At 68.7% G+C, this 26,222-nt stretch carries 25 protein-coding genes; 11 read left to right on the top strand and 14 right to left on the bottom strand.

The genetic code is table 11. The features are described from left to right. Nucleotides 1-21: 21 nt before the first annotated feature. Nucleotides 22-2,745 (bottom strand): cation-translocating P-type ATPase, encoded by a 2,724-nt coding sequence (locus ACFW0G_RS27270; RefSeq protein ID WP_378328246.1) that lies wholly within the window; start codon nt 2,743-2,745, stop codon nt 22-24. Between the two features lie 70 nt (nt 2,746-2,815). Then, complete coding sequence (locus ACFW0G_RS27265) at nt 2,816-3,259, bottom strand: hypothetical protein (RefSeq protein WP_378328245.1); 444 nt, start codon at nt 3,257-3,259, stop codon at nt 2,816-2,818. Between the two features lie 208 nt (nt 3,260-3,467). Here ACFW0G_RS27265 and ACFW0G_RS27260 point away from each other — a divergent pair, with 208 nt between their 5' ends. Continuing rightward, a complete protein-coding gene (locus tag ACFW0G_RS27260; protein WP_378328244.1) occupies nt 3,468-5,144 on the top strand; it encodes a SulP family inorganic anion transporter in 1,677 nt (558 codons plus the stop codon). Between the two features lie 222 nt (nt 5,145-5,366). Further along, nucleotides 5,367-5,546, top strand: a complete 180-nt coding sequence (locus tag ACFW0G_RS27255; RefSeq protein WP_378328243.1) for a hypothetical protein — start codon at nt 5,367-5,369, stop codon at nt 5,544-5,546. A gap of 37 nt (nt 5,547-5,583) precedes the next feature. Here the strand turns inward: ACFW0G_RS27255 and ACFW0G_RS27250 are convergent, their stop codons facing one another. Genes ACFW0G_RS27250 through hypF form a run of 5 tightly spaced genes read right to left on the bottom strand, consistent with a single transcriptional unit; the run spans nt 5,584 to nt 10,609 of the window. Beyond that, on the bottom strand, nt 5,584-5,835 hold the full coding sequence (locus tag ACFW0G_RS27250; RefSeq protein ID WP_378328242.1) for a PLD nuclease N-terminal domain-containing protein: 252 nt from the start codon (nt 5,833-5,835) through the stop codon (nt 5,584-5,586). A 30-nt stretch (nt 5,836-5,865) separates the two neighbouring features. Continuing rightward, nucleotides 5,866-6,924, bottom strand: a complete 1,059-nt coding sequence (hypE, locus tag ACFW0G_RS27245) for a hydrogenase expression/formation protein HypE (protein ID WP_378328241.1) — start codon at nt 6,922-6,924, stop codon at nt 5,866-5,868. Then, the gene (gene hypD, locus ACFW0G_RS27240) at nt 6,921-8,030 is read right to left on the bottom strand and encodes a hydrogenase formation protein HypD (RefSeq protein WP_378328240.1); all 1,110 of its coding nucleotides are present in this window, start codon (nt 8,028-8,030) and stop codon (nt 6,921-6,923) included. The genes hypE and hypD overlap by 4 nt, the downstream gene beginning before the upstream one ends. Then, a complete protein-coding gene (locus ACFW0G_RS27235) occupies nt 8,027-8,290 on the bottom strand; it encodes a HypC/HybG/HupF family hydrogenase formation chaperone (RefSeq protein WP_378328239.1) in 264 nt (87 codons plus the stop codon). Before ACFW0G_RS27235 ends, hypD begins: the two co-directional genes overlap by 4 nt. Before the next feature lie 6 nt (nt 8,291-8,296). After that, entirely contained in the window at nt 8,297-10,609 is a 2,313-nt protein-coding gene (gene hypF / locus ACFW0G_RS27230) for a carbamoyltransferase HypF (protein ID WP_378328238.1), read from the bottom strand. A 178-nt stretch (nt 10,610-10,787) separates the two neighbouring features. Between hypF and ACFW0G_RS27225 the strand changes: the two genes are divergently transcribed. Genes ACFW0G_RS27225 through ACFW0G_RS27200 form a run of 6 tightly spaced genes read left to right on the top strand, consistent with a single transcriptional unit; the run spans nt 10,788 to nt 15,865 of the window. Continuing rightward, complete coding sequence (locus ACFW0G_RS27225; protein ID WP_378328237.1) at nt 10,788-11,897, top strand: 4Fe-4S dicluster domain-containing protein; 1,110 nt, start codon at nt 10,788-10,790, stop codon at nt 11,895-11,897. Further along, the gene (locus tag ACFW0G_RS27220) at nt 11,894-12,709 is read left to right on the top strand and encodes an FAD/NAD(P)-binding protein (protein ID WP_378328236.1); all 816 of its coding nucleotides are present in this window, start codon (nt 11,894-11,896) and stop codon (nt 12,707-12,709) included. The genes ACFW0G_RS27225 and ACFW0G_RS27220 overlap by 4 nt, the downstream gene beginning before the upstream one ends. Continuing rightward, nucleotides 12,709-13,467 (top strand): oxidoreductase, encoded by a 759-nt coding sequence (locus ACFW0G_RS27215; protein ID WP_378328235.1) that lies wholly within the window; start codon nt 12,709-12,711, stop codon nt 13,465-13,467. The genes ACFW0G_RS27220 and ACFW0G_RS27215 overlap by 1 nt, the downstream gene beginning before the upstream one ends. Beyond that, a complete protein-coding gene (locus ACFW0G_RS27210) occupies nt 13,464-14,756 on the top strand; it encodes a Ni/Fe hydrogenase subunit alpha (protein WP_378328234.1) in 1,293 nt (430 codons plus the stop codon). The genes ACFW0G_RS27215 and ACFW0G_RS27210 overlap by 4 nt, the downstream gene beginning before the upstream one ends. Further along, entirely contained in the window at nt 14,753-15,205 is a 453-nt protein-coding gene (locus ACFW0G_RS27205; protein ID WP_378328233.1) for a hydrogenase maturation protease, read from the top strand. The genes ACFW0G_RS27210 and ACFW0G_RS27205 overlap by 4 nt, the downstream gene beginning before the upstream one ends. Nucleotides 15,206-15,214: 9 nt before the next feature. Then, complete coding sequence (locus tag ACFW0G_RS27200; protein ID WP_378328311.1) at nt 15,215-15,865, top strand: hypothetical protein; 651 nt, start codon at nt 15,215-15,217, stop codon at nt 15,863-15,865. Here the strand turns inward: ACFW0G_RS27200 and ACFW0G_RS27195 are convergent. Then, the gene (locus ACFW0G_RS27195) at nt 15,813-16,106 is read right to left on the bottom strand and encodes a Scr1 family TA system antitoxin-like transcriptional regulator (RefSeq protein WP_378328309.1); all 294 of its coding nucleotides are present in this window, start codon (nt 16,104-16,106) and stop codon (nt 15,813-15,815) included. The two genes, ACFW0G_RS27200 and ACFW0G_RS27195, sit on opposite strands and share 53 nt — an antisense overlap. Nucleotides 16,107-16,158: 52 nt before the next feature. Here ACFW0G_RS27195 and ACFW0G_RS27190 point away from each other — a divergent pair, with 52 nt between their 5' ends. Both ACFW0G_RS27190 and ACFW0G_RS27185 read left to right on the top strand, forming a co-directional pair. Continuing rightward, complete coding sequence (locus ACFW0G_RS27190; protein ID WP_378328232.1) at nt 16,159-16,677, top strand: hypothetical protein; 519 nt, start codon at nt 16,159-16,161, stop codon at nt 16,675-16,677. A 249-nt stretch (nt 16,678-16,926) separates the two neighbouring features. Continuing rightward, nucleotides 16,927-17,529: a DUF6801 domain-containing protein gene (locus ACFW0G_RS27185; protein WP_378328231.1), complete on the top strand. Its 603-nt coding sequence runs from the start codon at nt 16,927-16,929 to the stop codon at nt 17,527-17,529. 486 nt (nt 17,530-18,015) lie between these two features. Here the strand turns inward: ACFW0G_RS27185 and ACFW0G_RS27180 are convergent, their stop codons facing one another. The 6 genes from ACFW0G_RS27180 to ACFW0G_RS27155 form a co-directional block, all read right to left on the bottom strand. Then, a complete protein-coding gene (locus ACFW0G_RS27180) occupies nt 18,016-18,981 on the bottom strand; it encodes a PDR/VanB family oxidoreductase (protein WP_378328230.1) in 966 nt (321 codons plus the stop codon). A 201-nt stretch (nt 18,982-19,182) separates the two neighbouring features. After that, nucleotides 19,183-20,022, bottom strand: a complete 840-nt coding sequence (locus ACFW0G_RS27175; protein ID WP_378328229.1) for a helix-turn-helix domain-containing protein — start codon at nt 20,020-20,022, stop codon at nt 19,183-19,185. A gap of 105 nt (nt 20,023-20,127) precedes the next feature. Continuing rightward, entirely contained in the window at nt 20,128-20,958 is an 831-nt protein-coding gene (locus ACFW0G_RS27170; protein WP_378328228.1) for a hypothetical protein, read from the bottom strand. Between the two features lie 17 nt (nt 20,959-20,975). Continuing rightward, nucleotides 20,976-21,632, bottom strand: coding sequence for a helix-turn-helix domain-containing protein (locus tag ACFW0G_RS27165; protein ID WP_378328227.1), 657 nt, complete (start codon nt 21,630-21,632; stop codon nt 20,976-20,978). A 132-nt stretch (nt 21,633-21,764) separates the two neighbouring features. Then, the gene (locus ACFW0G_RS27160; protein WP_378328226.1) at nt 21,765-22,484 is read right to left on the bottom strand and encodes a YcnI family protein; all 720 of its coding nucleotides are present in this window, start codon (nt 22,482-22,484) and stop codon (nt 21,765-21,767) included. A gap of 717 nt (nt 22,485-23,201) precedes the next feature. Further along, the gene (locus ACFW0G_RS27155) at nt 23,202-23,597 is read right to left on the bottom strand and encodes a hypothetical protein (RefSeq protein ID WP_378328225.1); all 396 of its coding nucleotides are present in this window, start codon (nt 23,595-23,597) and stop codon (nt 23,202-23,204) included. A gap of 284 nt (nt 23,598-23,881) precedes the next feature. On the opposite strand from ACFW0G_RS27155, the gene ACFW0G_RS27150 reads away from it, so the two are divergent. Next, nucleotides 23,882-26,134, top strand: a complete 2,253-nt coding sequence (locus ACFW0G_RS27150) for a YncE family protein (RefSeq protein WP_378328224.1) — start codon at nt 23,882-23,884, stop codon at nt 26,132-26,134. Nucleotides 26,135-26,222: the final 88 nt, after the last annotated feature.

Raw genomic sequence — 26,222 nt, 5'->3', positions numbered from 1 at the left:
AGGACATCGGTGCGTCACGGCTCAGACAAAGCGCCGTTCTTCGCGAAGGCGGCGATTCCGGCGCCAGAGTTCGTCGGCTCCCCACACCAGGACCGGGAACAACGGCAGGATGGCGAGGTCCCGCGCCGAGGGAAGCGCGGTGCCGAAGACGTGCCGCAGCGGTGGGAGGGTGACGACCGCCGCCGCGAACAGCACCTCGAACGCGATACCCCAGAGCAGCAGCCGGTTGCTGAAGGGTCCGATCGCCCGCAGTGACGCGTGCTGGGTGCGCGCGGCGAACGCGGTGCCGAGCTGGCAGGCGACGATGCCGAGGAAGGTCATGGTGGTCGCCTGCTCCCAGACGTGGTGCAACGACTGGCCGTCGCCGACGGGCGCGCCCGGATACCAGCCGCCGCTCAGGAGCGTCAGGAAGAACCCGCCCAGGACGAGAACGGCGGAGATGCCGCCGAGCAGGCCCCAGGCCCTGCCGAGCATACGGGCGTCGATGACGCCGGCGGTGCGTCGTCGTGGCGGGCGGCGCATCAGCCCGGGTTCGGCGGGTTCGCGGCCCAGTGCGAGCGCGGGCAGTGTTTCGGTGCCGAGGTCGATCGCCAGAATCTGGAGGACGGTCAGTGGCAAGGGGATCTGGCCGCCGGACAGGGCGAACAGCAGGAACGGGACGACTTCGGGGGTGGCGTGGGCGAAGATGTAGACGATGAACTTGCGGACGTTGTCGTACACCCGCCGTCCCTCTTGGACGGCGGACACGATGGTCGCGAAATTGTCGTCGGTGAGCACCATCGTCGACGCCTCGCGTGCGACGTCCGTGCCGGCGCGTCCCATGGCGACCCCGATGTCCGCCCGGCGCAGCGCGGGCGCGTCGTTGACGCCGTCACCGGTCATCGCGACGACGTTGCCCTGGGCGCGCAACGCGTCGGCGATGCGCAGCTTCGCCTCCGGTGACGTCCTCGCGAAGATCAGTTCCTGGCCACCGCCGAGGAGTTCGTCGAGTTTCTCTTCGCTCATCGCGTCGAGGTCGGCGCCGGTGAGCACGGTGCTGCCATTGCGGGCGATGCCGACCTGCCTGGCGATTTCGGCGGCGGTCAGCGGGTGGTCTCCGGTGACGACGATGAGCCGGACTCCTGCGGTGTGGCAGCGGGCGACCGCGTCGGCCACCTCGGGGCGCGGCGGGTCGAACATCGCCACCACGCCCAGGAGGACCAGGTCGCGTTCGGCGTCGTCCCGGTTTTCGGGGAGCGGGTCGTCCGGGTGGAGGTCGCGCCGGGCGATCGCGAGAAGCCGCAACCCACGCGAGGCGTACTGGGAGATCAGCTCGGTGGCCTCGGCGCGGTCTGCGGGGCTCAGCGGCTTGGGGGTACCGTCCGCCGTGACGATTTCGGTGGTCCTGGCGAGTACTTCTTCGGGAGCGCCCTTGACGTTGACCGTTCTCCCTCGCTCGTTACTATCCACAGTGGACATGAGACGCAGTGCGGGATCGAAGTGGAACAGCCGCAGGCGGCGCTCGTCCCGGTGGGCGACGGAGACATCGGCGCCCCACTCCGCGGCGATGCGCAGCAGGGCGATCTCGGTCGGATCGCCGGTGGCTTTCCCGGGGTGGTCCGGGTCGAACTCGGCGCTCGTGCACGAGGTGAGGACGTCGGCGAGCAGCCTGGCGGCAGGGGAATCGGGAGTGTCTCCCGGTTCGATAAGACCGTCCGGAGTCCAGACTTCGGTGACCCGCATGCGGTTCTGGGTCAGGGTCCCGGTCTTGTCGGTGCAGATCACCGACGTCGAGCCGAGTGTTTCGACGGCGGAGAGCCGTTTGACCACGGCCCCGCTTCTGGCGAGTACCCGGACACCGACGGCCAACGCCAGCGTGATGGTCGGCAGTAGTCCTTCCGGGACGTTCGCGACCAGCAGCCCGATCGCGAAGTTGACGGCGTCGGCGATCGGCAGCCCGGCGAGGAAAGCACCGAGCGGCAGGAAGGCGATGCCCGCTCCCACCGCGACGATCGCGATGAGCCAGGCGACGCGTTTGACCTGTTTTTCGAGCGGGCTTTCCTCCCGGCCGACGCGCTGGGAGAGCGCGGCTATGCGACCCAGTTCGGTCTGCATGCCGGTGGCGAAGACCACGCCGGTGGCTTCGCCGCCGGTGCAGCTGGTTCCGCTGAACAGCAGATCACGGGCGTCGAGCAGGGAACCGTCCACATCGGTCAGATCCGCCGCGCGGTACGCGGGCAGCGATTCACCGGTCAATGTGGACAGATCGACCTCGACGGCGCCCTGGAGCATCCGGACATCGGCCGGGACACGGTCGCCTTCCTCGACGAGCAGGATGTCGCCGGGCACGAGGTCGCGGGCTTCCACCACGGTGCGCGCACCGTCGCGGATCACCTTGGCCTTGGTCGAGAGGTAGCCCGCCAGCGCCTCCACGGCCCGTTCCGCCTGGCGTTCCTGGAGAAACGCGAGCGCCGCGTTGAGCACGATGACGGTCACGATCGCGATACCGAGCGCCGTCGTGCCGGAGACCATCGCGAGCGCCGCCGCGAGCCACAGCAAAAGGGCGAGCGGGTGAGTGAACTGCCGGAGCAGCCGCGTCGCCCAGTTGCCCTGGCGGCGTCGGGACAGTTCGTTCGGCCCGTGGACTTCGAGTCGCCGGGCGGCTTCCCGGTTCGTGAGTCCTTCCGGACGGGTTCGCAGGTCTCGCAGCAATCGGTCGGTCGGTTCGCGGGGATCCTCGGCACGGACGTCGGTGTCGATCGTCATGTGCCGAGAATCCCGGTGATCCGGCCCTGCCGGATAGGGACCAAGGCCCATCCGACTGTGCCGGAGTGCCTTATCGGCAGGGGGCCGCGCTGTCGTGTGCTGCGGCGAGACTGGCGCGGCAGGCACGGACGATCTGTTGTGTCGGCCTGGTGAGCGGGGCCGGTCCACAGCGCGGGCAGGAAAGGGCCACGTCACCCGCGAGTTCGTCCACGGCGACCGTGAGCGCCCGGGAGCACATGCGGCACCAGCGATGGCCGGTGACCACGATGACGTGCAGCGGTGAGGAGACGCAGTGGTGCAGCCAGCTGCGGTGCGCTCGGCAGGTGATGCGTTCGAAGGGATCCAGGCCGTTCGCCTCGGCATGGTCTTCGGCGGACAGCGTGGCGGCGAGCCGCCGATCGCGCAGATCCGCGTATCGCGGCTCGACGTGGTCCGCCGGACGCAGGGCGAGCCGGTCATGGCGGTTTCGTCGCAGCGAGGCCGTGGTCACCGGTGCTTCGGGTGGGCGGGACATGGCGGCCTCGTCTCAGTCGGGTGGTTGACCTCTCCAGCGTGCCGCTGCGTGTGGCGTGGCTCACAGAGGCGTACTGCCTGGTTTCGCCGCCGACAGGCCCTGCGGTCCGGGCAGCGCAGCGGGGCCGAAAGTCCCGGTGTGCTGTTGCCGCCGGCGCCGGGACTTTCGGCTCTGGGCCGCCGGGAACGGCGCCCGGACACTGCGAGCTATGCGATGGTCCGCGGTGGTGCCTGGTGTCGTCCGCCTGCGCGGCTATCGGCGCGGCTGGATGCGCGCCGATGTCGTCGCGGGTGTGACGGTGGCGGCGTATCTCGTGCCGCAGGTGATGGCCTACGCCCAGGTCGCCGGTGTTCCGGCGGCGTCGGGATTGTGGGCGGCCGTGGTCGCACTGGGCGTGTACGTGGTGTTCGGCTCGTCTTCGCAGTTGTCCGTCGGCCCGGAGTCCACGACGGCGTTGATGACCGCGGCCGTGCTCGCTCCGTTGACAGTGGGCGATCCCCGGCGGTACGGATTGTTCGCGGCCGTGCTCGCGGTGCTGGTCGGTTGCCTGTGCCTGCTGGCGGGGCTGGCCCGGCTGGGCGTGCTGGCGGAGTTGCTGTCGAAACCGGTGCTGGTCGGCTACCTCGCCGGGATCGCCCTCATCATGATCGTCGGGCAGCTGGGCAGGGTGACCCGGGTGCCGCCTGGCAACGGCGAATTCGTGGACCAGTTGCGGTCGTTCGTCGCGCGGGCGGGTTCGGTGCACGTGCCGACCCTGGTCCTCAGCGGCACGGTTCTGGCGTGTCTGCTGTGCGCCCGGCGCTGGGTTCCCCGCGTACCCGCCCCGTTGCCGGTGTTGCTGCTCGTGACCGCGGTCGTCGGCGTGTTCGGGCTGGCGCGGTACGGGATCGACGTGGTCGGGGAGGTTTCGCGCGGGCTGCCCCCTGTCGGTGGGAAGATCGGCATGGGCGAGGTGGGCGAGCTCGTGTTGCCTGCCGCCGGGATCGCGATCGTCGGCTTCTCGGACAACGTGCTGACCGCGCGGGCGTTCGCCGACCGGCGTGGCGAGGTGATCGACGCGCAGCAGGAGCTGCGGGCACTCGGCATCGCGAACATCGCCGCCGGACTGGTGCACGGCTTTCCGGTGAGCAGCAGCGGAAGCCGGACCGCGCTGGGCGCCGCCGCGGGCAGCCGCACCCAGCTCCATACCCTCGTCGCGCTACTGGCCGTGCTCGGCGTGCTGGTCTTCGCCGGACCGGTACTGGCGGCATTCCCGACCGCCGCGCTCGGCGCGCTGGTCGTCTACGCCGCGTTGACGCTCATCGACGTCCGGGAGTTCCGGCGGATCGCCCGGTTCCGGCACAGCGAGTTCGCGCTCGCGGTCCTGACCACGGCCGGGGTACTCGCGCTAGGTGTGCTGTACGGCGTGCTCGCGGCCGTCGGACTGTCCATTTTGGATCTTCTGCGCCGGATCGCCCGTCCGCACGCGGCTGTCCTCGGCTACGCGCGCGGGGTGGCGGGAATGCACGACATCGACGACTACCCCGAGGTGCGGACGGTCGCGGGGCTGGTCGTCTACCGCTATGACGCTCCGCTGTGCTTCGCCAATGCCGAGGATTTCCACCGTAGGGCATTGGCCGCCGTCACGACGGCGGAGGGGCCGGTGCGCTGGTTCGTACTCAACGCCGAAGCGATCGTCGATCTCGACGTCACCGCGGCCGACGCCCTCGACCGGCTCCGGACCGAGATGACCGCCCGCGGTGTCGTGTTCGCGCTGGCGCGGGCCAAACAGGAGCTGTGCCACGACCTGGCCCGGTTCGGGATGATCGAGGCGATAGGCACCGACCGGGTCTTCCCGACCCTGCCGACCGCCGTCGCCGCTTACGAGCGGTGGGCTGGCGGGTGAAGCCGCCGGTGCCGGACGTTTGCCACGGACACCGGCCGCGGGCCTCACTCGGCCGGTGTAGGTAAACCCACTGTCGGTGGCGGTGGCGGCCATCGCTACTGCCCGGCTGCCGTATCCACAACACGGTGGGTCTCCCGCTACCGTCGGAAACGACTTCCGAGCATCCCGCCCTGGCCCCCGGCGGCGCCTGTACCAAGCAGCGACATCAGCCGAAGGGGGATCATGGGGAGGTATTCGCGAGGTGTGGCGGACGAGGTCGATGTCGCGGAACTGAGCCAGGAACAGCGCCGTCGCGGCGTGCGTACAGTCGCCTCGGCGGCGCTCGACGCGCAGGACTGCGCACTGTTGCTCGACATTCTCGGTCTCGACGCCGCGGACGGCGTCGTGAAGGACACGGGGTGATCGGGCAGCCGTCCCTTTCGCTTCGTGTCTTGTGGGGTCAGGCAGGAGACCTTCCCGGCGCGGTGGGATCGATCGGTCGCCTGCCGTAGGTGAGGTAGGCCAGCGGGCCCGCGAAGTTGATCGCGATGATCCACGCCCACCGGCGTTTTGGCCCGCGGATCTCGGCGGCGGGCCGCAGCGCGAGATCGGTCCAGGCGACCGCGGCGAGAGTGACCTGGATTCCGGCGGCGAAGGCCATTCCGAGGTTTTTGCGGGTGAGCTGTTTGGACGACCTGGTTCGGGCTGTCATGACACCTGCTCGGGGTGGGAGGGGATGGGGTCAGCAGATCCGGGGGAGTTGTTCGCCGATGAGCATGTCGACCACGCGCGTCGCGCCGACCAGGGTGCGCGCGGTGACGCGGGGCAGGTCACCGGCGGTTTCGCGGACCACACCGATGGCGCGGGCGTGCCGTCCGGCGGGATGCGTGCGCATCGCGGCGAGGACTCTGTCCGCGGCGGTCGGTGCGACGAAGGCGACGAGACAGCCTTCATTGGCCACGTGCAGGGGGTCGAGGCCGAGCAGTTCACAGGCCGAGGCGACCTGGATCGGCACCGGTACGTCGGCGTCGTTGATCTCGATGGCGACATCGGACGCTTCGGCGAGTTCGTTGAGCGCGCTCGCCAGCCCGCCCCGTGTCGGGTCCCGTAGCGTGTGCACCTGCGGACCGCCCGCGGCGATCATGGCGGCCACGAGGTCGTGCAGGGGACGGCTGTCGGAATGGATCTCGCTCTCGAAGCCGAGCCCTTCGCGGGCGCTCATGATCGCGGTGCCGTGGGCGCCGATCGGCCCGGAGATCAGGACGATGTCGCCGGGGACACCGCTTGACGCCGAGGGGTAGGCGTCGAGCATGCGGACGCCGATGCCGGTGGTGGTGAGGTAGACGCCGTCGGCGGCGCCGCGGCCGACGACCTTGGTATCGCCCGTGACGATCCGGATCCCGCAGTCCCGGGCGGCGGTGGCGACCGAGGTGGTGATCGCGCGCAGCTCGGCGATCGGCAGGCCCTCCTCCAGGATGTAGGCCAGCGCCAGCGCCACCGGACGGGCGCCGCGCATCGCCAGGTCGTTGACCGTGCCGTACACGGCGAGCGAACCGATGTCGCCACCGGGGAAGACACGGGGGGTGACGACGAAACTGTCCGTGCTGAAGACGAGCTCGGTGTCGCCGACGCCGACGAGTGCCGCGTCCTCCAGCGGTCCGGTTTCGCCGAGCCCGCCGGACACGACGTCGTCGAGCAGTTCGGCCATCAGGCGGCCGCCGGAGCCATGGCCGAGCAGGACCCGCTCGCTCTCGGCGGCGGGGACAGGACAGGTGGCCCTCAGCGGGTCGATCGTGCTCATCGTGTTCCCTCCATTGTGGATGGTCGGCGGCCGGCGGCGAAGAAGGCGGCGCAGGTGCCCTCCGCGGACACCATCGGCGCGCCGAGCGGCGTGCGTGGCGTGCAGGTGGTGCCGTACGCGGTGCAGCCGGTGGGCTCGGCGGTGCCGCGGAGGATGTCCCCGGCGATGCAGTCCGGGTGCTCGGCGGCCCGGAGGCCGGTTGTGGCGAAGCGGGTGTCGGCGTCGAACGCGGCGAACTCCGGTGTCAAGGCGAGCCCGCTGTCCGCAATCGGCCCGATCCCGCGCCAGTTTCGTTCGGTGACGCGAAAAACCCGGCGGACGACGTCCTGCGCGGCGGTGTTCCCGGAACGGCGTACCGCCCTGGCGTACTGGTTCTCGACGGTGGCGCGGCCCTCCTCGAGCTGGCGTGTCGCCATCACGATGCCCTCCAGCAGGTCGAGGGGTTCGAACCCGGTGACGACGATCGGGACCCGGTAGCGCGCCGCGATCGGTTCGTACTCGGTCCAGCCCATCACCGCGCACACGTGACCGGCGGCGAGGAACGCCTGGACCTGGTTGTCGGGGGCGTCGAGGATGGCGGTGATCGCGGGAGGTACCAGGACGTGGCTGACGAGCACGGAGAAGTTCCCGATCCCGGTGCCGGCGGCGTGGGCGACGGCCATCGCGTTGGCCGGTGCGGTGGTTTCGAAGCCGACGGCGAAGAACACCACCTGCTTCCCGGGGTTCTCCCTGGCGATCCGGACGGCGTCGAGCGGGGTGTAGACGACGCGGATGTCGCCGCCTCGCGCTTTCACCCCGAGCAGGTCGCCGTGGGTTCCGGGCACGCGGAGCATGTCGCCGTAGCTGGTGAAGATCACGTCGGGCAGCGAGCCGATGGCCACGGCCTTGTCGATCATCTCCAGCGGGGTGACGCACACCGGGCAGCCGGGCCCGTGGATCATCCGCATCCCGGCGGGCAGCAGCTCGTCGATGCCCTGCCGGACCAGGGTGTGCGTCTGCCCGCCGCACACCTCCATGATCGCCCACGGCCGGGTCGCGAGGGTGCCCAGCTCGGCCAGCAGCCGCCGCGCCAGGATCGGGTCCCGGTACTCGTCGAGGTATTTCACGCGGTCACCTCCGGTCCCAGTTCGCCCGCGAGCGCGTCCGGGATCGCGCGCAGCACGGCGAGGGTCTTCTCGGCTTCGAGCTCGTCGACCACGCTGATCGCGAAACCGACGTGCACGATGACGTAGTCACCGATATCGGCCTCGGGCGTGTAGGCCAGGCACACCTCGCGGCGGACACCGTCGAAGTCGACCGTGCCCATGCGCGGACCCTCCCCGGTCACGGACACAGCGGCTATCCGGCCGGGTATTCCGAGGCACATCGCGGCTCACCTTTCGCGCAACCGGGCGCAGGCGATCGCCGCCTGGCCGTAGCTGATTCCGCCGTCGTTCATCGGAACGCCTTCGCCCGCCAGCGGATGCAGGCCCGCATCGTCCAGCCCGTCGAGGACGAGCGTGGTGAGCAGAGCGTTCTGGAAGACTCCGCCGCCGAGACACACCACGTCGGTGCCGAGCGCGGCCGCCGCCTTCGCGGCGAGCGCGACCACGGCCTCGGCGACGCTCCGGTGGAATCGCGCGGCGATCTCGCCGACCGTTGTGTCCTTTGTGGACTTCAGGGCGGCACGCAGGGTGGGCGTGGGGTCGTAGACCCACAGGCCGTCGCGATAACGCAGCTCCCATTCCAGTGCGCCGGATGCGGTTTGCCCGGTCGCGGCGGCTTCGAGGCGAGCGGCCGCTTCGCCTTCGTAGCCGTTGTCGTCACACAGACCGAGCAGGGAACCGAGCGCGTCGAACAGCCGTCCGGCGCTGGACGCCCTGGGGCAGTTGATGTTCCGCTCGATCATCGTGCGCACGACGGTGATCTCGCGTTCGCCCATGCGTTCACGGAGGCTCTCGGGAAGCGGCAGCTCGCCGCCGTCGAAGTTCTCGGCGCCGTAGAGGTAACCCAGCGCCATCCTCGCCGGGCGGCGCACGGCCGCCGCGCCGCCCGGCAGCGGTGCTGTGGCGAAGCGGCCGAACCGCCGGTAGCCGGTGTAGCTCGCCAAAAGCACCTCGCCACCCCAGAACGTGCCGTCGTCGCCGAGCCCGAGCCCGTCGAGCGCGACGCCGACGAACGGGCCGGTGACGCCGTGCTCGGCGGCGGTCGCGGCGACGTGCGCGTGGTGGTGCTGGACGGCGATCCGTTTCCCGGCGGGCCACCGCTCCGCGTACTGCGTCGACAGGTAACCGGGGTGGAGGTCGTGGGCGCAAAGGCCAGGGTCGGTGTCGTGCAGGCGGCACAGATCGCGCACCGACTGGCCGAACGCCGCCAGGGTCTCGGCGTCCTCCAGGTCACCGCCGTGCGGCCCGAGATACGCCAGATCGCCGCGGGCGAGGGTGATGGTGTTCTTCAGCTGGGCGCCGAGCCCGACAACGGGTTCCGGGCAGCTGGAGGGCAGTCGCAGCGGGGCGGGCGCATACCCGCGTGCCCGGCGGATCATGCTCGTACGACCGGCCGCGGCGCGCACGACCGAGTCGTCGTAGCGGGACCAGATCGGCCGATCATGACTGAGCAGGCCATCGGTGATCGGGCCGAGCACGCGGTGCGCGACCGCGTCGTGGGTGACGATCGGCCCACCCGCCCGGTTGCCGCTGGTGACCACCAGCGGGCGGCCGAGGTCGGCCAGCAGCAGATGGTGCACCGGCGAGGTCGGCAGGAACACGCCGACCTCGCGGAGCCCCGGCGCGATCCCGGGGGAGAGGGCCGCGTCCTCGCGCAGGGGCAGCAGGACGATCGGCGCGGCGGCGGAGGTCAGCAGGCGCTCGGCCGCCTTGTCCACAAAGGACAGATGACGGGCCGTGGACAGGTCCGGCACCATGACCGCCAGCGGTTTCGACGGCCGGGGCTTGACCTCTCGAAGCCGCCGTACGGCCCGATCGTCGCCGGCGTCGCACACCAGCTGGTAGCCGCCGAGGCCCTTGACCGCGACAAGACCGCCGCCGTCGATGACCTGGCAGGCCTGGGCAAGGGCATCCTCTCGGTGCGCGGTCGCCGTCGGGCCCGGGAACCACGAGAGCCGCGGTCCGCACTCCGGACAGGCGATCGGCTCGGCGTGGAACCGGCGGTCCGCGGGATCGCGGTACTCCGCTTCGCAGGCCGGGCACAGCGGGAACGCCCGCATCGCGGTGCTCACCCGGTCGTAGGGGAGCCTTTCGATGATGGTGGCCCGCGGGCCGCAGGCGGTGCAGTTCAGGAACGGGTAGCGGTAGCGGCGGTCGGCCGGGTCGAACAGCTCCCGCACGCACTCCGGGCAGGTCGCGAGGTCGGGCGGCACCTCGGGAGCGGCCGCGCGGCCCCGGACGCTCTCGACGACCCGGAAGCCCGGCAGGAGCACGACTTCCCCGGGCAGCGGCGCCACGTCGACTCCGGTGACCTTCGCCTGCGCCGGGGCGGAACCGGTGAGCGCTTCGACGAACCCGGCGAGCCGGGGGTCCGGGGCCTGGGCGCGGATCACGACGTATCCACCCGCGTTGCGCACGTCGCCGTCGATACCGAACCGCTCGGCGAGGCGGTAGACGAACGGGCGGAAGCCGACGCCCTGCACGGTTCCGCGCACCTCGACGAGTGCCCGGCGCTTCCCAGGCTCCGGCCGGATCTCCATGCCACCTCCCACCCGTTCGCCGATCACCACGGTGCCGTCCGCCGGTCCGGTACGGACAGGGCAGGACGTACCGCGCGTGGAGTCTTTGGTCCCTATTCCCGGGTCGGCGGGCTGCCGGTGACCTTCGGCCCTAGGGCGGACCGCCGCGCCCTCGGTTCAGTGGAACCGGAGGTGGGCCATGACGAGCCGGGAACCGGCGATACTGGATCGGGCAGGACTGGACGGCCTTGTCGACGTGCTGATCGGCGCGGGGTACCGGGTGATCGGGCCGACCGTGCGAGACACCGCGATCGTGCTGGACGAACTCACCTCGGGCAGGCAACTTCCCGCGGGCTGGGGCGTCACCACCGGCCCGGGACACTATCGCCTGCGCCGCCGTGACGACGCGGCGGTGTTCGGCCATTCGGCGGGCCCGCAGTCGTGGAAACGCTACTTGCACCCACCGCGCCGTAAGCTGTTCGACGCCGATCGCGACGGCGTCTTCACCCCCGCGCCGGACGAGGCACCGAAGTACGCGTTCCTCGGCGTGCGTGGCTGCGACCTCGCGGCGATCGCCGCGCTCGACAAGGTGCTCGGTGCCGGGCGGCACCCCGACGGCTCGTACGCGCGACGCCGCCGGTCGTTGTTCGTCGTCGCGGTGAACTGCACCGAGCCGGGGGAGCTGTGCTTCTGCGCGTCGATGGGCACAGGGCCCGCCGCCGGGCCCGGCTACGACCTCGCCCTGACCGAACGCCTCGACGACGCCGGGCACCGCTTCCTCGTCGACGTGGCGACCGATGAGGGCGCCCGGATCCTGGGCCACGTGCCCACCATCACGGCCGCGTCGGCGGAGGTGACTGCGGCACGCAAGGACGTCGCCGCGGCCGCCGGGCGCATGGGCAGGGCGATGCCCGACGCCGATCTCCCGGCGGTGATCCGCGACGCGCGCGAATCCCCGCAGTGGGAGGAGATCGCGAGCCGTTGTCTCACCTGCGCCAACTGCACCATGGTGTGCCCGACCTGCTTCTGCACCACCACCGAAGACGTCACGGAGCTGACCGGCGACCACGCGGAACGGTGGCAGCGCTGGGTTTCCTGCTTCGAGCTCGACTTCTCCTACGTACACGGCGGCAGCGTCCGCACGTCTGGTTCGAGCAGGTACCGGCAGTGGTTCAGCCACAAGCTCGGCACCTGGCACGAGCAGTTCGGCGGCTCCGGGTGTGTCGGTTGTGGACGGTGCATCGCCTGGTGCCCGGCGGGCATCGACATCACCGAAGAGGCGGCGAAGCTGGCAGGGGGCGCGCGATGACGTGCGCCGAACCGATGATCCCGACGCCGTACCGGGTGGCCGCGCGTGCCGTCGAGACGGCCGATTCGGTCACCCTGCGGCTGGAACCGGTCGCCGCGCCGCTGCCTCCAGCGCGGCTCGGGCAGTTCATGATGCTCTACGCCCACGGCGTCGGGGAGGTGGCGATCTCGGTCAGCGGACCGGGTCCCGCGCACACGATCCGCGCGGTCGGCGCGGTGAGCCGCGCGCTGCACGCCATGACGCCAGGCACGGTGCTCGGCGTCCGCGGGCCGTTCGGGACCAGCTGGGACATCGAGGACGCGGCCGGGAACGACGTCGTCATCGTCGCGGGCGGGGCCGGACTGTGCCCGCTGCGTCCGGTGCTGCTCGACGCGCTCGCGCACCGGGGCGACTACCGGCGGGTGATCGTGGTCGCCGGTGCCCGTACACCCGAGGACTTCCTGTTCCCGCGCGAACTCGACGCGTGGGCCGGGCGGCACGACGTCGAGCTCGTGCGCACGATCGACCGCCCGGCGCCGGGCTGGACCGGGCCGGTCGGCTTCGTGACCGAACCACTGTCCGGGCTCAGTCTCGAACCGGAGCGGACCCGCACCTTCCTGTGCGGCCCCGAGCCGATGATGTGGTTCTGCGCGGAAATCCTGCTGGACAAAGGAATTCCCCCGAAGGCCATCCGGGTTTCCCTGGAACGGTCGATGAAATGCGGCATCGGGTTGTGCGGTCACTGCCAGCTCGGCCCGCTGCTGGTCTGCCGTGACGGCCCGGTGGTGGACTACACGGTCGCCGGCCCACTGCTGGCGGTGAAGGAGCTGTGATGGGAAAGCCGACGCTCGCCGTCTGGAAGTTCGCCTCCTGCGACGGCTGCCAGCTGACCTTGCTGGACTGCGAGGACGAGCTCCTCGCACTGGCCGATCGAGTACGGATCGCCCATTTCCTGGAAGCGTCCAGCGAGGTGCTTCCGGGGCCCTACGACGTGTCACTCGTCGAAGGATCCATTACCACGCAAGCGGATCTGCGGCGTATCCGGCGGGTGCGCGAGGAGTCGAAGGTGCTCGTGACGATCGGCGCGTGTGCCACGGCGGGTGGTGTCCAGGCACTGCGCAACTTCGCCGACGTCAACGAGTTCGCTTCCGTCGTCTACGCCAACCCCGAGTACATCGACACGCTCGCCACCTCGACACCGATCGCCGCCCACGTCCCGGTGGACCACGAACTGCACGGCTGCCCGATCGATCGCGGGCAACTGCTCGAAACCCTCAGCGCACTGCTGGCCGGGCGCAAGCCGGATCTGCCCGGCACCAGTGTGTGCACCGAATGCAAACGCCGCGGCCTGAGCTGCGTCCTGGTCGCCGAGGGCACGCCATGCCTCGGGCCGGTCACCAGGGCGGGCTGCGGCGCGCTCTGCCCGTCGGTGCGTCGCGGCTGCTTCGGCTGCTTCGGGCCGATGGCGAAGCCGAACACCCCGGTATTGATCCCGCTCCTGCGCTCGCGTGGCATGTCCGGCGACGACGTGGACCGCGTGTTCAGCACGTTCACCGTGACCGAAACCCACCGCGGAGGGGGACAGGGATGAGCCACCGCAGCAGGCAACTGCGGGTCAGTTCGCTCGCACGGGTCGAAGGCGAAGGTGCCTTGCGGGTGATCGTCGAGGACGGTCGCGTGGAGCGGGCCGAGTTGAACATCTACGAGCCACCGCGGTTCTTCGAGGCGTTCCTGCGCGGCCGCGCCCACACCGAACCGCCCGACATCACCGCGCGGATCTGCGGCATCTGCCCGGTCGCGTACCAGACCAGCGCCTGCAACGCGATCGAACAGGCCTGCGGCGTCACCCTCGATCCCGCGCTCGCCGAAGTGCGCCGACTCCTCTACTGCGGCGAATGGATTTCCAGCCACGCCCTGCACATCTACCTGCTGCACGCACCCGACTTCCTCGGCCATCCCGACGCGGTCAGCCTCGCCACCCGGCACCGTGACGTCGTCGAACGCGGCCTGGCGCTGAAGAAGGCGGGCAACACCCTGCTGGAGACCATCGGCGGCCGGGCGATCCACCCGGTCAACGTCCGCGTCGGCGGCTTCTACTCGTTACCGGCCCGCGCCGAGCTGCGGCCGCTGGCCGAAACCCTGCGCCGAGCCCTTGACGACGCGCTCGGCACCGTGCGCTGGACCGCCGGCTTCGAGTTCCCCGACCTGGAACTCGAGCACGACTTCCTCGCCGCCCGCGAACCCGGCCGGTACGCGATCGCCGACGGCGTCCTCCACTCGACGTCCGGCGCCGCGTTCGCCCCCGCCGAGTTCTCCCGGCACGTCGTGGAGAACCAGGTCCCGCACTCCACCGCGTTGCAAGCGGCCCTCGACGGCCATCGGTATCTCACCGGACCACTGGCCCGCTACACCCTGAACTCCGCCGAACTCTCCGAGACCGCCCGCCAGGCCGCCACCGAGGCCGGGCTGGGGCCGGTGTGCCGCAACCCGTTCCGCAGTCTGCTGGTCCGTGGTGTCGAACTGGTCTATGCGATCGACGAAGCCTTGCGGATCATCGACGCCTACGAGCGACCCCCGCGCCCGGCTGTCGACGTTCCCGCGCAAGCGGGAATCGGCCACGGAATCAGCGAAGCGCCGCGAGGCACCCTCTACCACCGCTACGAACTCGACGCCGACGGCCTGATCCGTTCCGCGACGATCATCCCGCCCACTTCCCAGAACCAGGCCGCGATCGAGGACGACCTGCGCCGGGTCGTCGGCGCGAACCTCGACCTCCCCGATCCCGAACTCACCGCGCTGTGCGAGCGCACGATCCGCAACTACGACCCGTGCATCTCCTGCTCGGCCCACTTCCTCGACCTGCGGCTGGAGGGCCGATGACACCGCGTCGCGTGGTGGTGATCGGCGTCGGCAACGAATACCGCCACGACGACGGCGTCGGCCTCGCCGTCGTCACCGAGCTCGGCAGTGACCCGATCCCGGGCGTCACCACGACGATCTGCGACGGCGAACCCGCCGCCCTGCTCGATGCCTGGACCGATGCCGACCTCGCGATCGTGGTCGATGCCGTGCTCTGCGAACCGAGCACCCCCGGCCGGATCTGGAAATCCACAGTGGACGGACAGCCACCCGGGCGCGGCGCCGCGAGCTCACACGCCCTGGGCATCCCGGACGCCGTCCGGCTCGGCGCGGCACTCGGTCGCGTGCCCGGCGAGCTGATCGTCTTCGCCGTCGAAGCCGCGAACCTGGACCTCGGCGTAGGGCTCTCCCCGACGGTCACCGAGGCGGTTCCCGCGGTGACCAAGGCGATCCGGGCCCTGCTGCGCTGAACTGTCAGGGTGGCCGCGGCGAGCTTAGCTGCAGGGCGGTGTGGTGGCTTCGTCGAGTGCGGCGATGGCGACGGCGAGGTGAACGTGTGCCCAGTTCGTCGCCATCGCTTTGTTGGCGAGCACGACGACCAAGAACTCACCCTCGGCGCCCTTGACCAGAACGTCATCGATCGGTGGGTGACCACCGGCGGCAGTATGCGTTACGAGGCTCGGCATTTCCTTTGCTGGGCAACCGAACGCCGCTTGGTGTCGAAGGTGGAGGTTCCCGTCCGCCCGAAAAACACCACCGGCTACCGTGCCCTCGAAGCCGACGAACGCTGGAGCCTGCTGCACCGGCTCTGGCACGACGGCACTATCCCGCTGGACATTCGCGTCGGTGGCAGCCTGGTTATCCTGTTCGGGCAGCACCTCAGCCGAATCGTTCGCCTCACCATCGACCGCATCGCCGACGACGATCATTTCCATTGCGCTCCTTCACTTTTCGCTTTCTTTCGGGTGGCTGCGGTTGGTCGATACCGGGCGCCATGTCAGCATGGTGACGTGGACCGCGTCGTACTCTTCGATGAGGTCACCGATGCGTGCCACCAAGGCTTCTCCGAACGCCTGGTCATGTGGTGGGCGCTGCATGGTGATGTTGTCGGGTCTTGTCCAGTTTGGTGAGTGCTTCGCTGATGTGGGCACGGGAGTTTCGCTCGCGGAGCGCGCGCTGTGTCAGGTGGTCGGCGACGTTCTCGTATCGGTCCACATAGGACGGTTCGGTGAGGTAGGTGTGGATGTGGTCTTGGCAGACAGCGACCACGGGGGTGCTGTGGGGGAATCGCGCTACATTCGCGTCTGGACCGGAACACCGTCGGCCGACTTCACGGTGAAGGACCTGCTGAGCAACGACTCCGGCCGCCACCGGCGACAAGCCCGCCGACTACGCCAGGAAGAAACTCCTCGACCCGCTGGGCATGAGGCACTCGAAGATGACCCAGGACCAGGCGGGCAACACCAATACGTTCATGGGCCTGCAGTCGACCTGCCAGGACATGGCCCGCTTCGGCTATCTCTTCCTGCGCAAGGGACAGTGGAACGACACCCAGGTCGTGCCCGCGCAGTGGGTCGGTGATGCCACCGGAAAGCCGTCACGGGACATCAGCGCCGCCTACGGATATCTCTGGTGGCTCAACCGGCTCGGTCCCGTCGCCACCGTGCAGCACTCCATGACCCGCGACGAGAGCACGAAAGCCCCACGTACCCAACTCGTCCCGTCGGCCCCGCAGGACATGTACTGGGCACTCGGCCTCGGCGGTCAGATCCTCCAGATCGACCCCGGCTCGGACACCGTCGTCGTCCGCCTCGGCCCCGCCAACCTGACCGCCGCCTTCCCCGCCCCGGCGAAGACCGCCAGGATCGTCACCGAAGCCCTGGTCCGGCCTAAAACGCGGTTCGGCAGCCGGGCACTTCACGAGGGAAGAAAACGCGAGTAAGATGAACTCGGCTCATATTTCGCTCCCGAAGAGCGCGTCGTCCACGCCGATGATCACCCGCGTAATAATTCGGCATTCGATGATTCGTGTACGCGTGATAATTATCGGTCTTGTCTGCCGGACACCGTCTGCGACCCTTGTCCGTAAATCGGCAACACCTTAGTGTTCCCGTCAGTGGGCGGTCGGTCATCCGGATCGCGGCCACACTTTCCCATTCTCTGTGTTCCTTCAAAGAAGAAAGGGCCGGAAATGACCTCAGCCATGCTGAAAGCCGCCGTGCGTCCCGTGGCGAGGGCAGGCATCATCGCCGCCGTCGCAGCGGTCACCGTAGGAGTGTTCGGCGCCGGGATGGCCAGCGCCGCGGACAAGGAACTGACCTACAAGGGCGAGTTCCCGATCATCGGCGCGCAGCCGGTGAAAGTCGTCGTGCACGCGGACATCCCGAAGAACGTCAAGGCGGGCGAGGCACTCGACGTACCGTTCAACCTGGACGTCGACGCCGGTGCCGCCGCCGGTGACGGCCTGCGGCTGATCGGCACCAAGAACCTGTCCGGCACCATCAAGTCCGCGATCAAGGCCACCCTGAGCGGCGGCCAGTCCGTCCCGATCGCCATCGAGCTGCCGATCCCGGACACCCAGGTGCCGCCGCAGGGGCCGCTGACCTTCAAGGCGCACGGCGCTGTGAAGTTCACCGTGCCGAAGGGCACCCCAGCCGGTGAGGCGAAGATCAACGTCGACCCGAAGGCCACCTCGCACGTCAAGACCGACAGCGCGCTCGGTGAGTTCGACGTCAACCTCGAGCTGGACCCGCCGAGCCAGGACACCCTGCTCGGCAGCACCCAGATCGGCTGACCGAACGGAACTCCGGTGTGGTGGGGCGCTTCGCCGAAGTGTCCCACCACACTGCCGTCGTCGGCAGGTGACGGCGAAGAACGCTCGCTCCACGGTGGCCGGACAGTGATCAGCGCTCCTTACTGTCCACATCAGACAGTAAGGAGCGCCGACGCGAGAAAGGGAAATGATGCTCAGATCCTTCCGGCGAGTCACACTGGTGGCGGCCCTCATGGCGGGTGTGGCGACGGGCGCGACGACCACCGCGGCACACCGGCCGCCGCACTGCCGGACACCACCGCCTTCGTCCGCACCCTGTTCGCGAGGTGACCCGGCCACAGCGGCCGAACACCCCGGCCATGTCCTCAATGGACAGTGCGGCGCCGGGCCGCTCGACCGCCTCGCAACCTGCGCCTGGTCACACCGGCGCCGACGCCATCAGCACCGAGCCCAACAAGCCCACTACCAGCGAAGACACATTATCAATCACGAAGTGCGGCTGGAGTACTAGAGGTCCAGGAGGAGCCGACGTCCGCACGCACGGGACACACAGATCATCATCGTGTCGTTCGCAGCCCGTTCTTCCTCGGTGAGCACCGAGTCCCGGTGCTCGGGGACACCCTCGAGCACCGCCGTCTCGCACGTTCCGCAGACGCCTTCCTGACAGGACGATGGCACGAGCACTCCGGCGTCCTCGAGTGCCTCGAGGATCGAGCGGCCGGTCGGCACCGTCAGCGTGATCCCCGAGCGCGCGAGTTCGACGTCGAAACTGGTGCCGGGGCCGTTGCTTTCCCGGGGTGAGAACCGCTCCAGGTGCAGGTCGACGGAGGACCGCACCGCGTGGCATCGCTCGGCATCGGCCAGCAGGGCTTCGGGTCCGCAGCAGTACACGCTGGTGCCGTCGGGCGCGTCGGCGAACAGTTCCGACAGCTCGGGCAGGCCGGTTTCCTCACGCGGGCAGATGGTCACGCGATCCCCGTACTTTTGGCCGAGTTCCTCATGGAATGCCATTGACGAGCGCGTGCGCCCGCCGTACATCAGCTGCCATTCGGCACCCGCCTCGTCCACGGCCGCGATCATCGGGACGATAGGTGTTATTCCGATGCCGCCCGCGATGAACAGATACCGCTTCGCGGCCACGAGCGGGAAATGGTTGCGCGGCCCACGGATCCGGACCAGATCGCCGGCGCGGAGGTCGTCGTGCACGAACTCGGAGCCGCCCCGGCCGGCACGTTCACGGAGCACGGCCACCTGCAGCGTGGAACGATCGCCGGGATTCCCACAGAGCGAGTACTGCCGCACCAGGCCGGGGCGGAGCACGAGGTCGACGTGCGCGCCGGGCCGCCACGGCGGCAACGGCTCTCCTGCAGGGTGCCGGAAGGTCAGCTGGACCACGTCGTCCGCGATCGTTTCCTTGCGTGCCAACAGAACCTCGAGGTCGATTTCGGTCTGGGCAAGTGAGTTGACGGTCATGACTCTCCCGCTCGTCCATATCGTTCCAGGAGAAGTAAAACCTCTTGCCAAAACAGGCGAGTGACTCGAATGTCACTTCCCTGTATCGCGATTCTCACGTTGCTCGGTTGATCCGGTGAGATTCTCGATGGTGGTGAAGGCAAATACCTTCCATTTTCGGGGAAATAATACCGGAAAGTGCGATGCTCGCGCATGCCGCGCTCAGCCGAGCGTGAACCGGAACGAAACCCGGCCGAGGTCGCTGCGTGACCACAGGCGGAGTATCGCGTAGTGGTCCCGGGGCCAGACGCACACGACGACGTTGAGTCCACGGGCGAACTGGGCCATCAGGTGCCGGAGGAACTCGCCTGCCTGGTCCGCGTCGAACGGTCCCTGCTGGGCCTGGAAGAACATCGTGCCGCGCGTCGACATCGCGAGGAGGACGTTGACGTCGCCGAAGTAGTCACGGAAACCGGTCATCAGGTTCTGTCCGCTCGCGACCGGGCCAGGCCCGGAATCCGGCGGCTGGTGCGGTCTGGTCCAGGCGACCCAGACCGCGTCGGCGTCGCTCAGCCACTCGTCGCCGCGTATCGGCGTGCGCTGGCGGGGTGCGATCTCGGTGACGCGGCCGCGCATCAGGTCCATTAGCCGTGATTCCTCGATCAGCCCCCAGCGGACCAGGTACTGCGAAACCGTCGTGGTGCTGATCAGGACGCCGAACTCCCGGTTGATCAGCTCGGCGATCGCCTGCCGGTTCCACAGGCGATGCGGCAGGCCGTGACGGTCCGGACGACCATCCACAATGGTCCGTACCGTCCAGGCCTGCTGGGCGGGGGTGAGGGCGTACTGCTCCCCGGGACGCCGGCCTCGCCGTTTCGGGCGGAACGCCTCGTCGCCCAGGCGCTGATAGGACGACACCCAGGCCCCGACCGTCTTTCTGGACACTCCGAGAAGACGCGCGACAGCGGCTCGGGTGCCCCCTGCCTCGACTGCCGCGACGGCACGTCGGCGGAGCTCTTCCAAGGCTTCCGCGGACAGGCTCCGTGCGTCACTACCGGCCATGTTCAAGCCCCGAATTGTGGCGAAAATCCGGTCTGCGCCGGATATCTTCGCGTAAACGAATCGTCACCGGTGACCGCTGGATCCGACGGGTTCGTTACCGCTCGATTAACGGGATCGGTGTCGCGGGCTCAATGCGCACCTGCGTGCGAAAAACGCGCTGACAATGCTGAGCGAGATGAGTGCGGCCAGTGCGGCGGGGAAGAGTTCGTCCTCCTTCACCGGCAGCGTCTCCGCGGAGCCGATGACGGGACGCGACGGCGCCGAGGCCGCCGCCGGCGCCGGGATTTCGGGCGAGCCCGGCACACCACCGGTGGTCGTCGGGAACAGGGCGGCGCCCGGCGTCGGCTCCGCCGGCAGCGAGCCGAAGACCGCGCCGGTCCCCGCGTCCGGCTGCGGCAGGCGCAAAACGCCTCCGGCTGTGACCGCTCCGCCGGCGGCCGGGTTCCCGCCGTCGCCGCCACCAGGTCCGGCGGGGGCGGGAACAGGGGGAGTGGTCCCGTCCGGGAGCGGCGGGTGCGTGGCGCGGAGCAGGATGACGCACACCGAGGCGAGCGTGTTCCGCACGGCGGAGCCGAGCGGCCGGAGTACCGGGCCCAGCACCGCGATATCGCCGAGCCGTGCGATGACCGCGTCGGCGATCCGGGTCCCCGTGACCTCGGCCCGCCCATCGGGCACAGTGCCGACCGGGATGGGCGCCGTGCCCGTCCACGCCGTGCGAAAGGCGGGCGTCAGCAGGCCGAGCGGATCCAGCTCCGCGAGCGCTCGCACCACCGGTTCGGCCACCGACGCCGGGTCCAGCAGGACCGGTTGTCCCGGCGTGCCCTCGACGGTGCTCGAACAATTCGGTGCGGTCACGGGTTCGGCCGCGGCTATCGGGGCGTCGATCAGGCAAATCAGTGTCACCGCGCTCACGGCGAGAAAATGTCGTCCTCGCATGTGACTTCCTCTCCGGTTCAGTTCGACCAGCATCCGGTCAAGGCCGCATGAGCGTCGGGCCACTCTCGGGCGAGCAGCCGGACTTCCCGGGAGAGTTGCACCCGTAACCGCCTTCTGAACTCGATGAGTGCGTCCGGGGTGAACGGCCGTTCCCCGGCGAGGAAATGCAACAGGCCACGATCGCTGAGCGCGACCAGTGCGTGGCCGTGACCGGCTTCGGTCGCCGATCGAGGATGAGTCCAGGTCACCAGGAGCGCTCCGGGTGGGCAGTCACACCACCGCGTGAACACGCCCTCCCTCCTGATCAGCTCCCAGCGAATCAGGTAGTGGTCGATCGTGGATCCCGCGAGCGAGACGCCGAACTCGCGGCGGATCAGGTCCGTGACCGCTCTCCGTGTCCACAGTAGATAGGGAAGCCCGAGGTCGTCGGGTGTTCCACTCGCGATGACGGTGAGTATCCGGGTCTGTTGCGGCCAGGAAAGCGCGAGGCGCTCACCAGCCCGCCTGCCGCGTGTCTGCGGACGGAGAGCGGGCTCGCCACCGGTCCGGTAGGAGCGCACCCAGCTGCCGACCGCCTTTCGCGACACCCCGAACGAGCGTGCCACCTGGGTCTGCGAAACGCCGGACCGGACGGCGGCGACCGCCTGTCGCCTGAGCTTCTCCAACTCGTCCACCGCAAGGCTCCTGGCATCGACCGTGCCCGATCGGCGCTGAGTGTTCACCTGTGCCACCCCTTTTGGTTCTCGGGCACCGCCGGGTACCCGTACGACGGTCTGCTCGGCCTGTCGAAGACAGCGGTGGCGCGGCTACGATCGCGTGACGTCCGGTTCCCCTGCCACGTCGGTCATCCGCGCCTCGTGCACCGGACGCCTTCGCAGGACTGCCGCGGCCGCGGCTGCGAACCCGGCGGCGAGACCGGCACCTCCGAGCATGCGCGCCGGTGTGTCCGAAGTGGACTTCTCCGGTGCTGTGGCGGAGGTCGGCGGCTCCACCGTGACGGTGGGTGCGGGATGTGCCGGCTCGGGCTGTCCTTGGCGTACGGGATCGGACCAGAGAATCGTCTGGCCGTCGGAATAGGTTTGCCGGACGACGAAGCCGAGTGTGCCCGAGCCGGGCATCTTCGCGATCCGGACCGGGAAGTCCTCGAACGTTCCGGCCGGTATGACACCGCTTTCCCACACGATCGACGACACCGTGCCATCGGTCATCTCGTCGGCGTGGGCGGATTCAGCCCGCTGAGTGGTCGTCTGCTTCCGCACTTCGATCTTCCAGCCCGGCAGTGTCCGGGGGACCACGGAGCCAAGCGGATGGTCGGCGGGGAAGGTCACCTCGAGGCGTGTGGTGGTCACGTCGTCGCGTTCGCTGGGCACTCGGAAGGAGAGCACTGCCGGAACCCCTGCCGGAGTGCTGTCCGGACTGACCGAGATGTGGGCGGAGGCGATGGGCTGACAGGCGAACGTAGCGGCCGCACCGGTGAACACGACCACCGTGATGCGACGGGACCACCGGGAACGCGGTGCTCGCATGACTGTCCTTCCTCGAGATTGTCGGCACACCAGGGCGGGTAATCGCCGAGTAACCACCGGGACACCGAGCGGAACCGGGTTCGAACAATAAAGCGAACATGTGTAATCGACTGATTACGCGTCTGTTGCCTGTTCATTGCAGGAAGGCGGCCCAAGATTTTCCTGGCTGTGACTTTCCGGGAAGGCGATACGGTGCATCGTATGCCGTCCCGGCTAAGGTAACACACAGCGGCTCGTAGTGGTGATCCATTTTGGCGGGGTTTGAGCACTTCACCGCCGTGATACTCGCTCCGTTCACTCGATCGGGCGAGTAACCTATTTGCGTCGAGGAGCATCATCCGGGCTATGGGAGGTGTTCCGGGTGCCACTGTAACCACAATTGTCGAGGGTGCGTGCGCACGCTGGGGATATGTCGAAAAATCTCGTGTTTCGCCGAGATGAAGGAAAATGTTCGGCAGTGCGGTGAGGCTGCCCGGCGTGCTCTGGTCAGCTTTCCTCCTGCCATGCCATGATGACCGTCCGCTGGAACAATTTCCGCACGAGCGTCCGAGGGAAAGGTGTGAAAAATCGACCCGTGTCCACTGATGGAGTTCGGCGGCCGCCGATGAGGACCGCGCCTGGCAAAGTCGCGACGTACGGGGCGGCTCTGCTGGCAGCGGTGTCGTGTGTCTGGTCTTTGGGAGTCGTGCTGAGGGGAATGGCCGGCGACTCCGGAATTCAGGTGGCCGAGGTCCTGGTGCCACCGCCCGCCGCCGCACCGCCCGCCGAGAACGCCGGCCCGGTGTCGCCGGCGAATCCGGTTCCCGTCGCGCCATCCGGCCCGATTCCGGTGAGCGCTTTCCCGCCCGTCACGACGGGTGCGGGGCGCGATATCGACGCCCCGGTCGGTGCGCCGCCGTCCACAACGCCGAGCTCGCCGAGCCGTGAAAGTCCTCCTGTGTCAACGGAATCACCATCGCCGCCCGTGTCGTCCGCGCCGTCCGGCCCCACGCGGCCACCCGTGCCGCCGGACCCCACGATGCCACCGGCCCCCGCCCCGACGGCCCCTGTCCCGCCACCCGCTCCCGCGCCCCTCTGTACGCCGGACGACGTGGTCTCCTCTCTGCTCTGCACGGTGCTCAAGCTTCTCGCCGGCAACTGAGAAACATTTAATGAAGACCCTTCTTCGACAATTATCTCCACTTGTCTCACCGTCGGATTCGGCGCGAGGAAATAGATTTCATCACCTCGTAACAAGCCTTGGTCTCGCGTTGACCAGGGTTCGTGATTCACTTTCCTTCGTTCGGTCAAGCGCTGTCGATGCCTGGCCTCCCCGCCATAAGAGAGAAAGGAAATCCATGTCCGCTCCAGCTCCGCCGGGAATCCCGGTGAGGCGAACACGATTCAAGGTGGTGGCCGTGTTGGCCGCCATCACGATCGGTGCCTCGGCGGTGGCCGCGGCGCCGGCAACGGCCCAGCAGCCGATCGGTGTCGGCCCGGTGCCGATCACCTTCCACCTCAGGGACGACAACGGCAAATGGTTCGACTCCGGGCTCAACCTGTTCGGTGACCAGTCGCTGGCCGTGGCGGAGATGCCGCGGCTCGGCACGCTGGGCGGCCTGAAGACCGGTGACGAGCTGGCCAGCCTGCTCAATTCCGATCTCGGTGGCGCGCTGAACAATCTGGTGCGCAACGTCCTCGGGCAGGTACCGCTGCTGGGCGCGCTCGGCACCCAGCTCTGGAAGGCGCTGAACCTCGACAACACCTTGTCCGCGGTCCAGTCGATCGGAGCGTCCAACCCGGCGGCGACGCCCGCGGCCACCAAGGCCGCGGGGCTGCTCGGCCAGTTCGCAGAGAAGCTCGCCGTGCTCCCGGCGGACCAGCCGATCAACCTCAACTCCCTGCCGGTCGGCGTCGACCTGCAGGGCGCGCTGAACGATCTGGCGAAGTTCGCGGTCAAGGGCCCGCCCGTGACGGTGAACTTCGTGGTGGACCCGAAGGAATCCACCGGCATCCGTGACCCGATGGGCCTGATCGCTCCCGCGGGTGCGCAGAACTTTCCCTACGAGAACCCCGCGGGCGCGTTCTTCGGCGAGCGGTCGATCCAGCTGACCGAGCCGGGCCTGTACGCGTTCACCGACATGGTCACGCCGTACATGCTGGGCGCGGTGGTGGTCGACGACCCACTCACCATCGGCCTCGACTTCGGGAAGAGCATCCAGGTCAACTCGCGGAACCTCGTGGTGCCGTCGAACTCCGACATCGTCAACCGGTTGGTGAACACGTTCTTCAACATCACCAACCCGAGGAACTGGCAGCAGTACAAGGCGGATTCGGAGAACTCGTTCGACGCGTTCCAGCCGCCGGTGCCGATCCTGCAGTACGACGCCGCCGGTAACCCCGTGCTGATCCCGAACCTGGACGCCTACTTCGACAAGAAGTTCTCGTATCCGAAGACGCTGCCGAAGGGGAACCAGCCCCCGGCGACGCCGGGTGTCGGGGAAGTGTGGATCGACACCGAAGTGGAGGAATGGAACGGCAAGGACAAGGTCGGTTCCGCCACGAAGGTCGACGTAGGCAACTGGACAGTCGACCGGAAGATCGGCGCACCGTCGATCAACATGAACAATCCGCACAACATGTGGACCGACAAGGACTACAAGTACCTGTACCAGACCGAATGGTTTGCCGACAAGGTGGACGTGTTCGACCGCCAGACCGGTCAGTTCATCCGGACCACGCAGGTCGGGCACAACCCCGCGCACGTGATGACCGAACCCGGTAGCGACAAGCTCGTCATCGGCATCAACGCCGGGAACGAGATCGTCGAGCTGGCCCCGGGCGGTACCAACGTGCTCCGCAAGATCTCGGTCAGCCCGACCGGCGAGGTACGGCACCCGCACGCGCACTGGACCAGTTCCGACGGCAAGACGGTGGTCACGCCGAACGTCCTGACCAACAACGCGTCGGTGATCGACATGCCGACGGGGACGGTCAAAACCGAGCCCACCGGGCAGTTCCCGATCGCGAGCAGCATGACACCGGACTCGTCGAAGTTCTACACCGCGGACTTCCTCGGCGAGTCGATCACCTGTGTCTCGCTGGCGGCGAACGCCTGCGACGACAACGGGAAGAAGGTGCACAGCAAATCGATCGACCTGTGGGCGAACTACAGCCCGCAGAACGGGCCGAAGAGCGGCGCTCCGTTCGGTGGCCTCACCATCCAGCTGCCGGTGACGCCGGACGGTAAGGCGCTTCTCGCGGCGAACGTGCTGTCACAGACGGTTTCGGTCGTCGACCCGAAGACCGACAAGATCGTCAAGGACCTGCCGTGCTCGGCGGGCTGCCACGGCATCAACTTCGGTGCCAAGAAGGGCGGTGGCTACTACGGCTACGTGTCGAACAAGTTCGCCAACGTCATGCAGGTCATCGACGTCGACCCGAACAACGACGGCGACATCTCCGACGCGAAGGTGGCGGGCCAGCTGATGCTGGATCCGGTCGCGACGACCAAAATGGACGGTTCGATCGCCGGCAAGGCGGGCTACGGCGGCCAGGGTGTGCTGCCGATCCCGCTGGTCTACAACGGCTGGGCCCAGCAGAACCAGGGTAGCTGGCGGAACCAGCTGACCTGTCAGCAGCTCAATCCCATCACCCCGTCGGCCTGCTAGCCCGACGGACCGGCAGATCGTGGCCCGGGACCGGGTACCACCACGCTCAGCGGCCCCTGCGTCGCGGAGTACTCTTGCACCTCGGCCG

The organism is Amycolatopsis sp. NPDC058986 (assembly GCF_042741125.1).
Lineage (GTDB): Bacteria > Actinomycetota > Actinomycetes > Mycobacteriales > Pseudonocardiaceae > Amycolatopsis.
The sequence above is the reverse complement of the archived record's forward strand: the minus strand, read 5'-3'. Positions and strand labels throughout refer to the sequence as shown.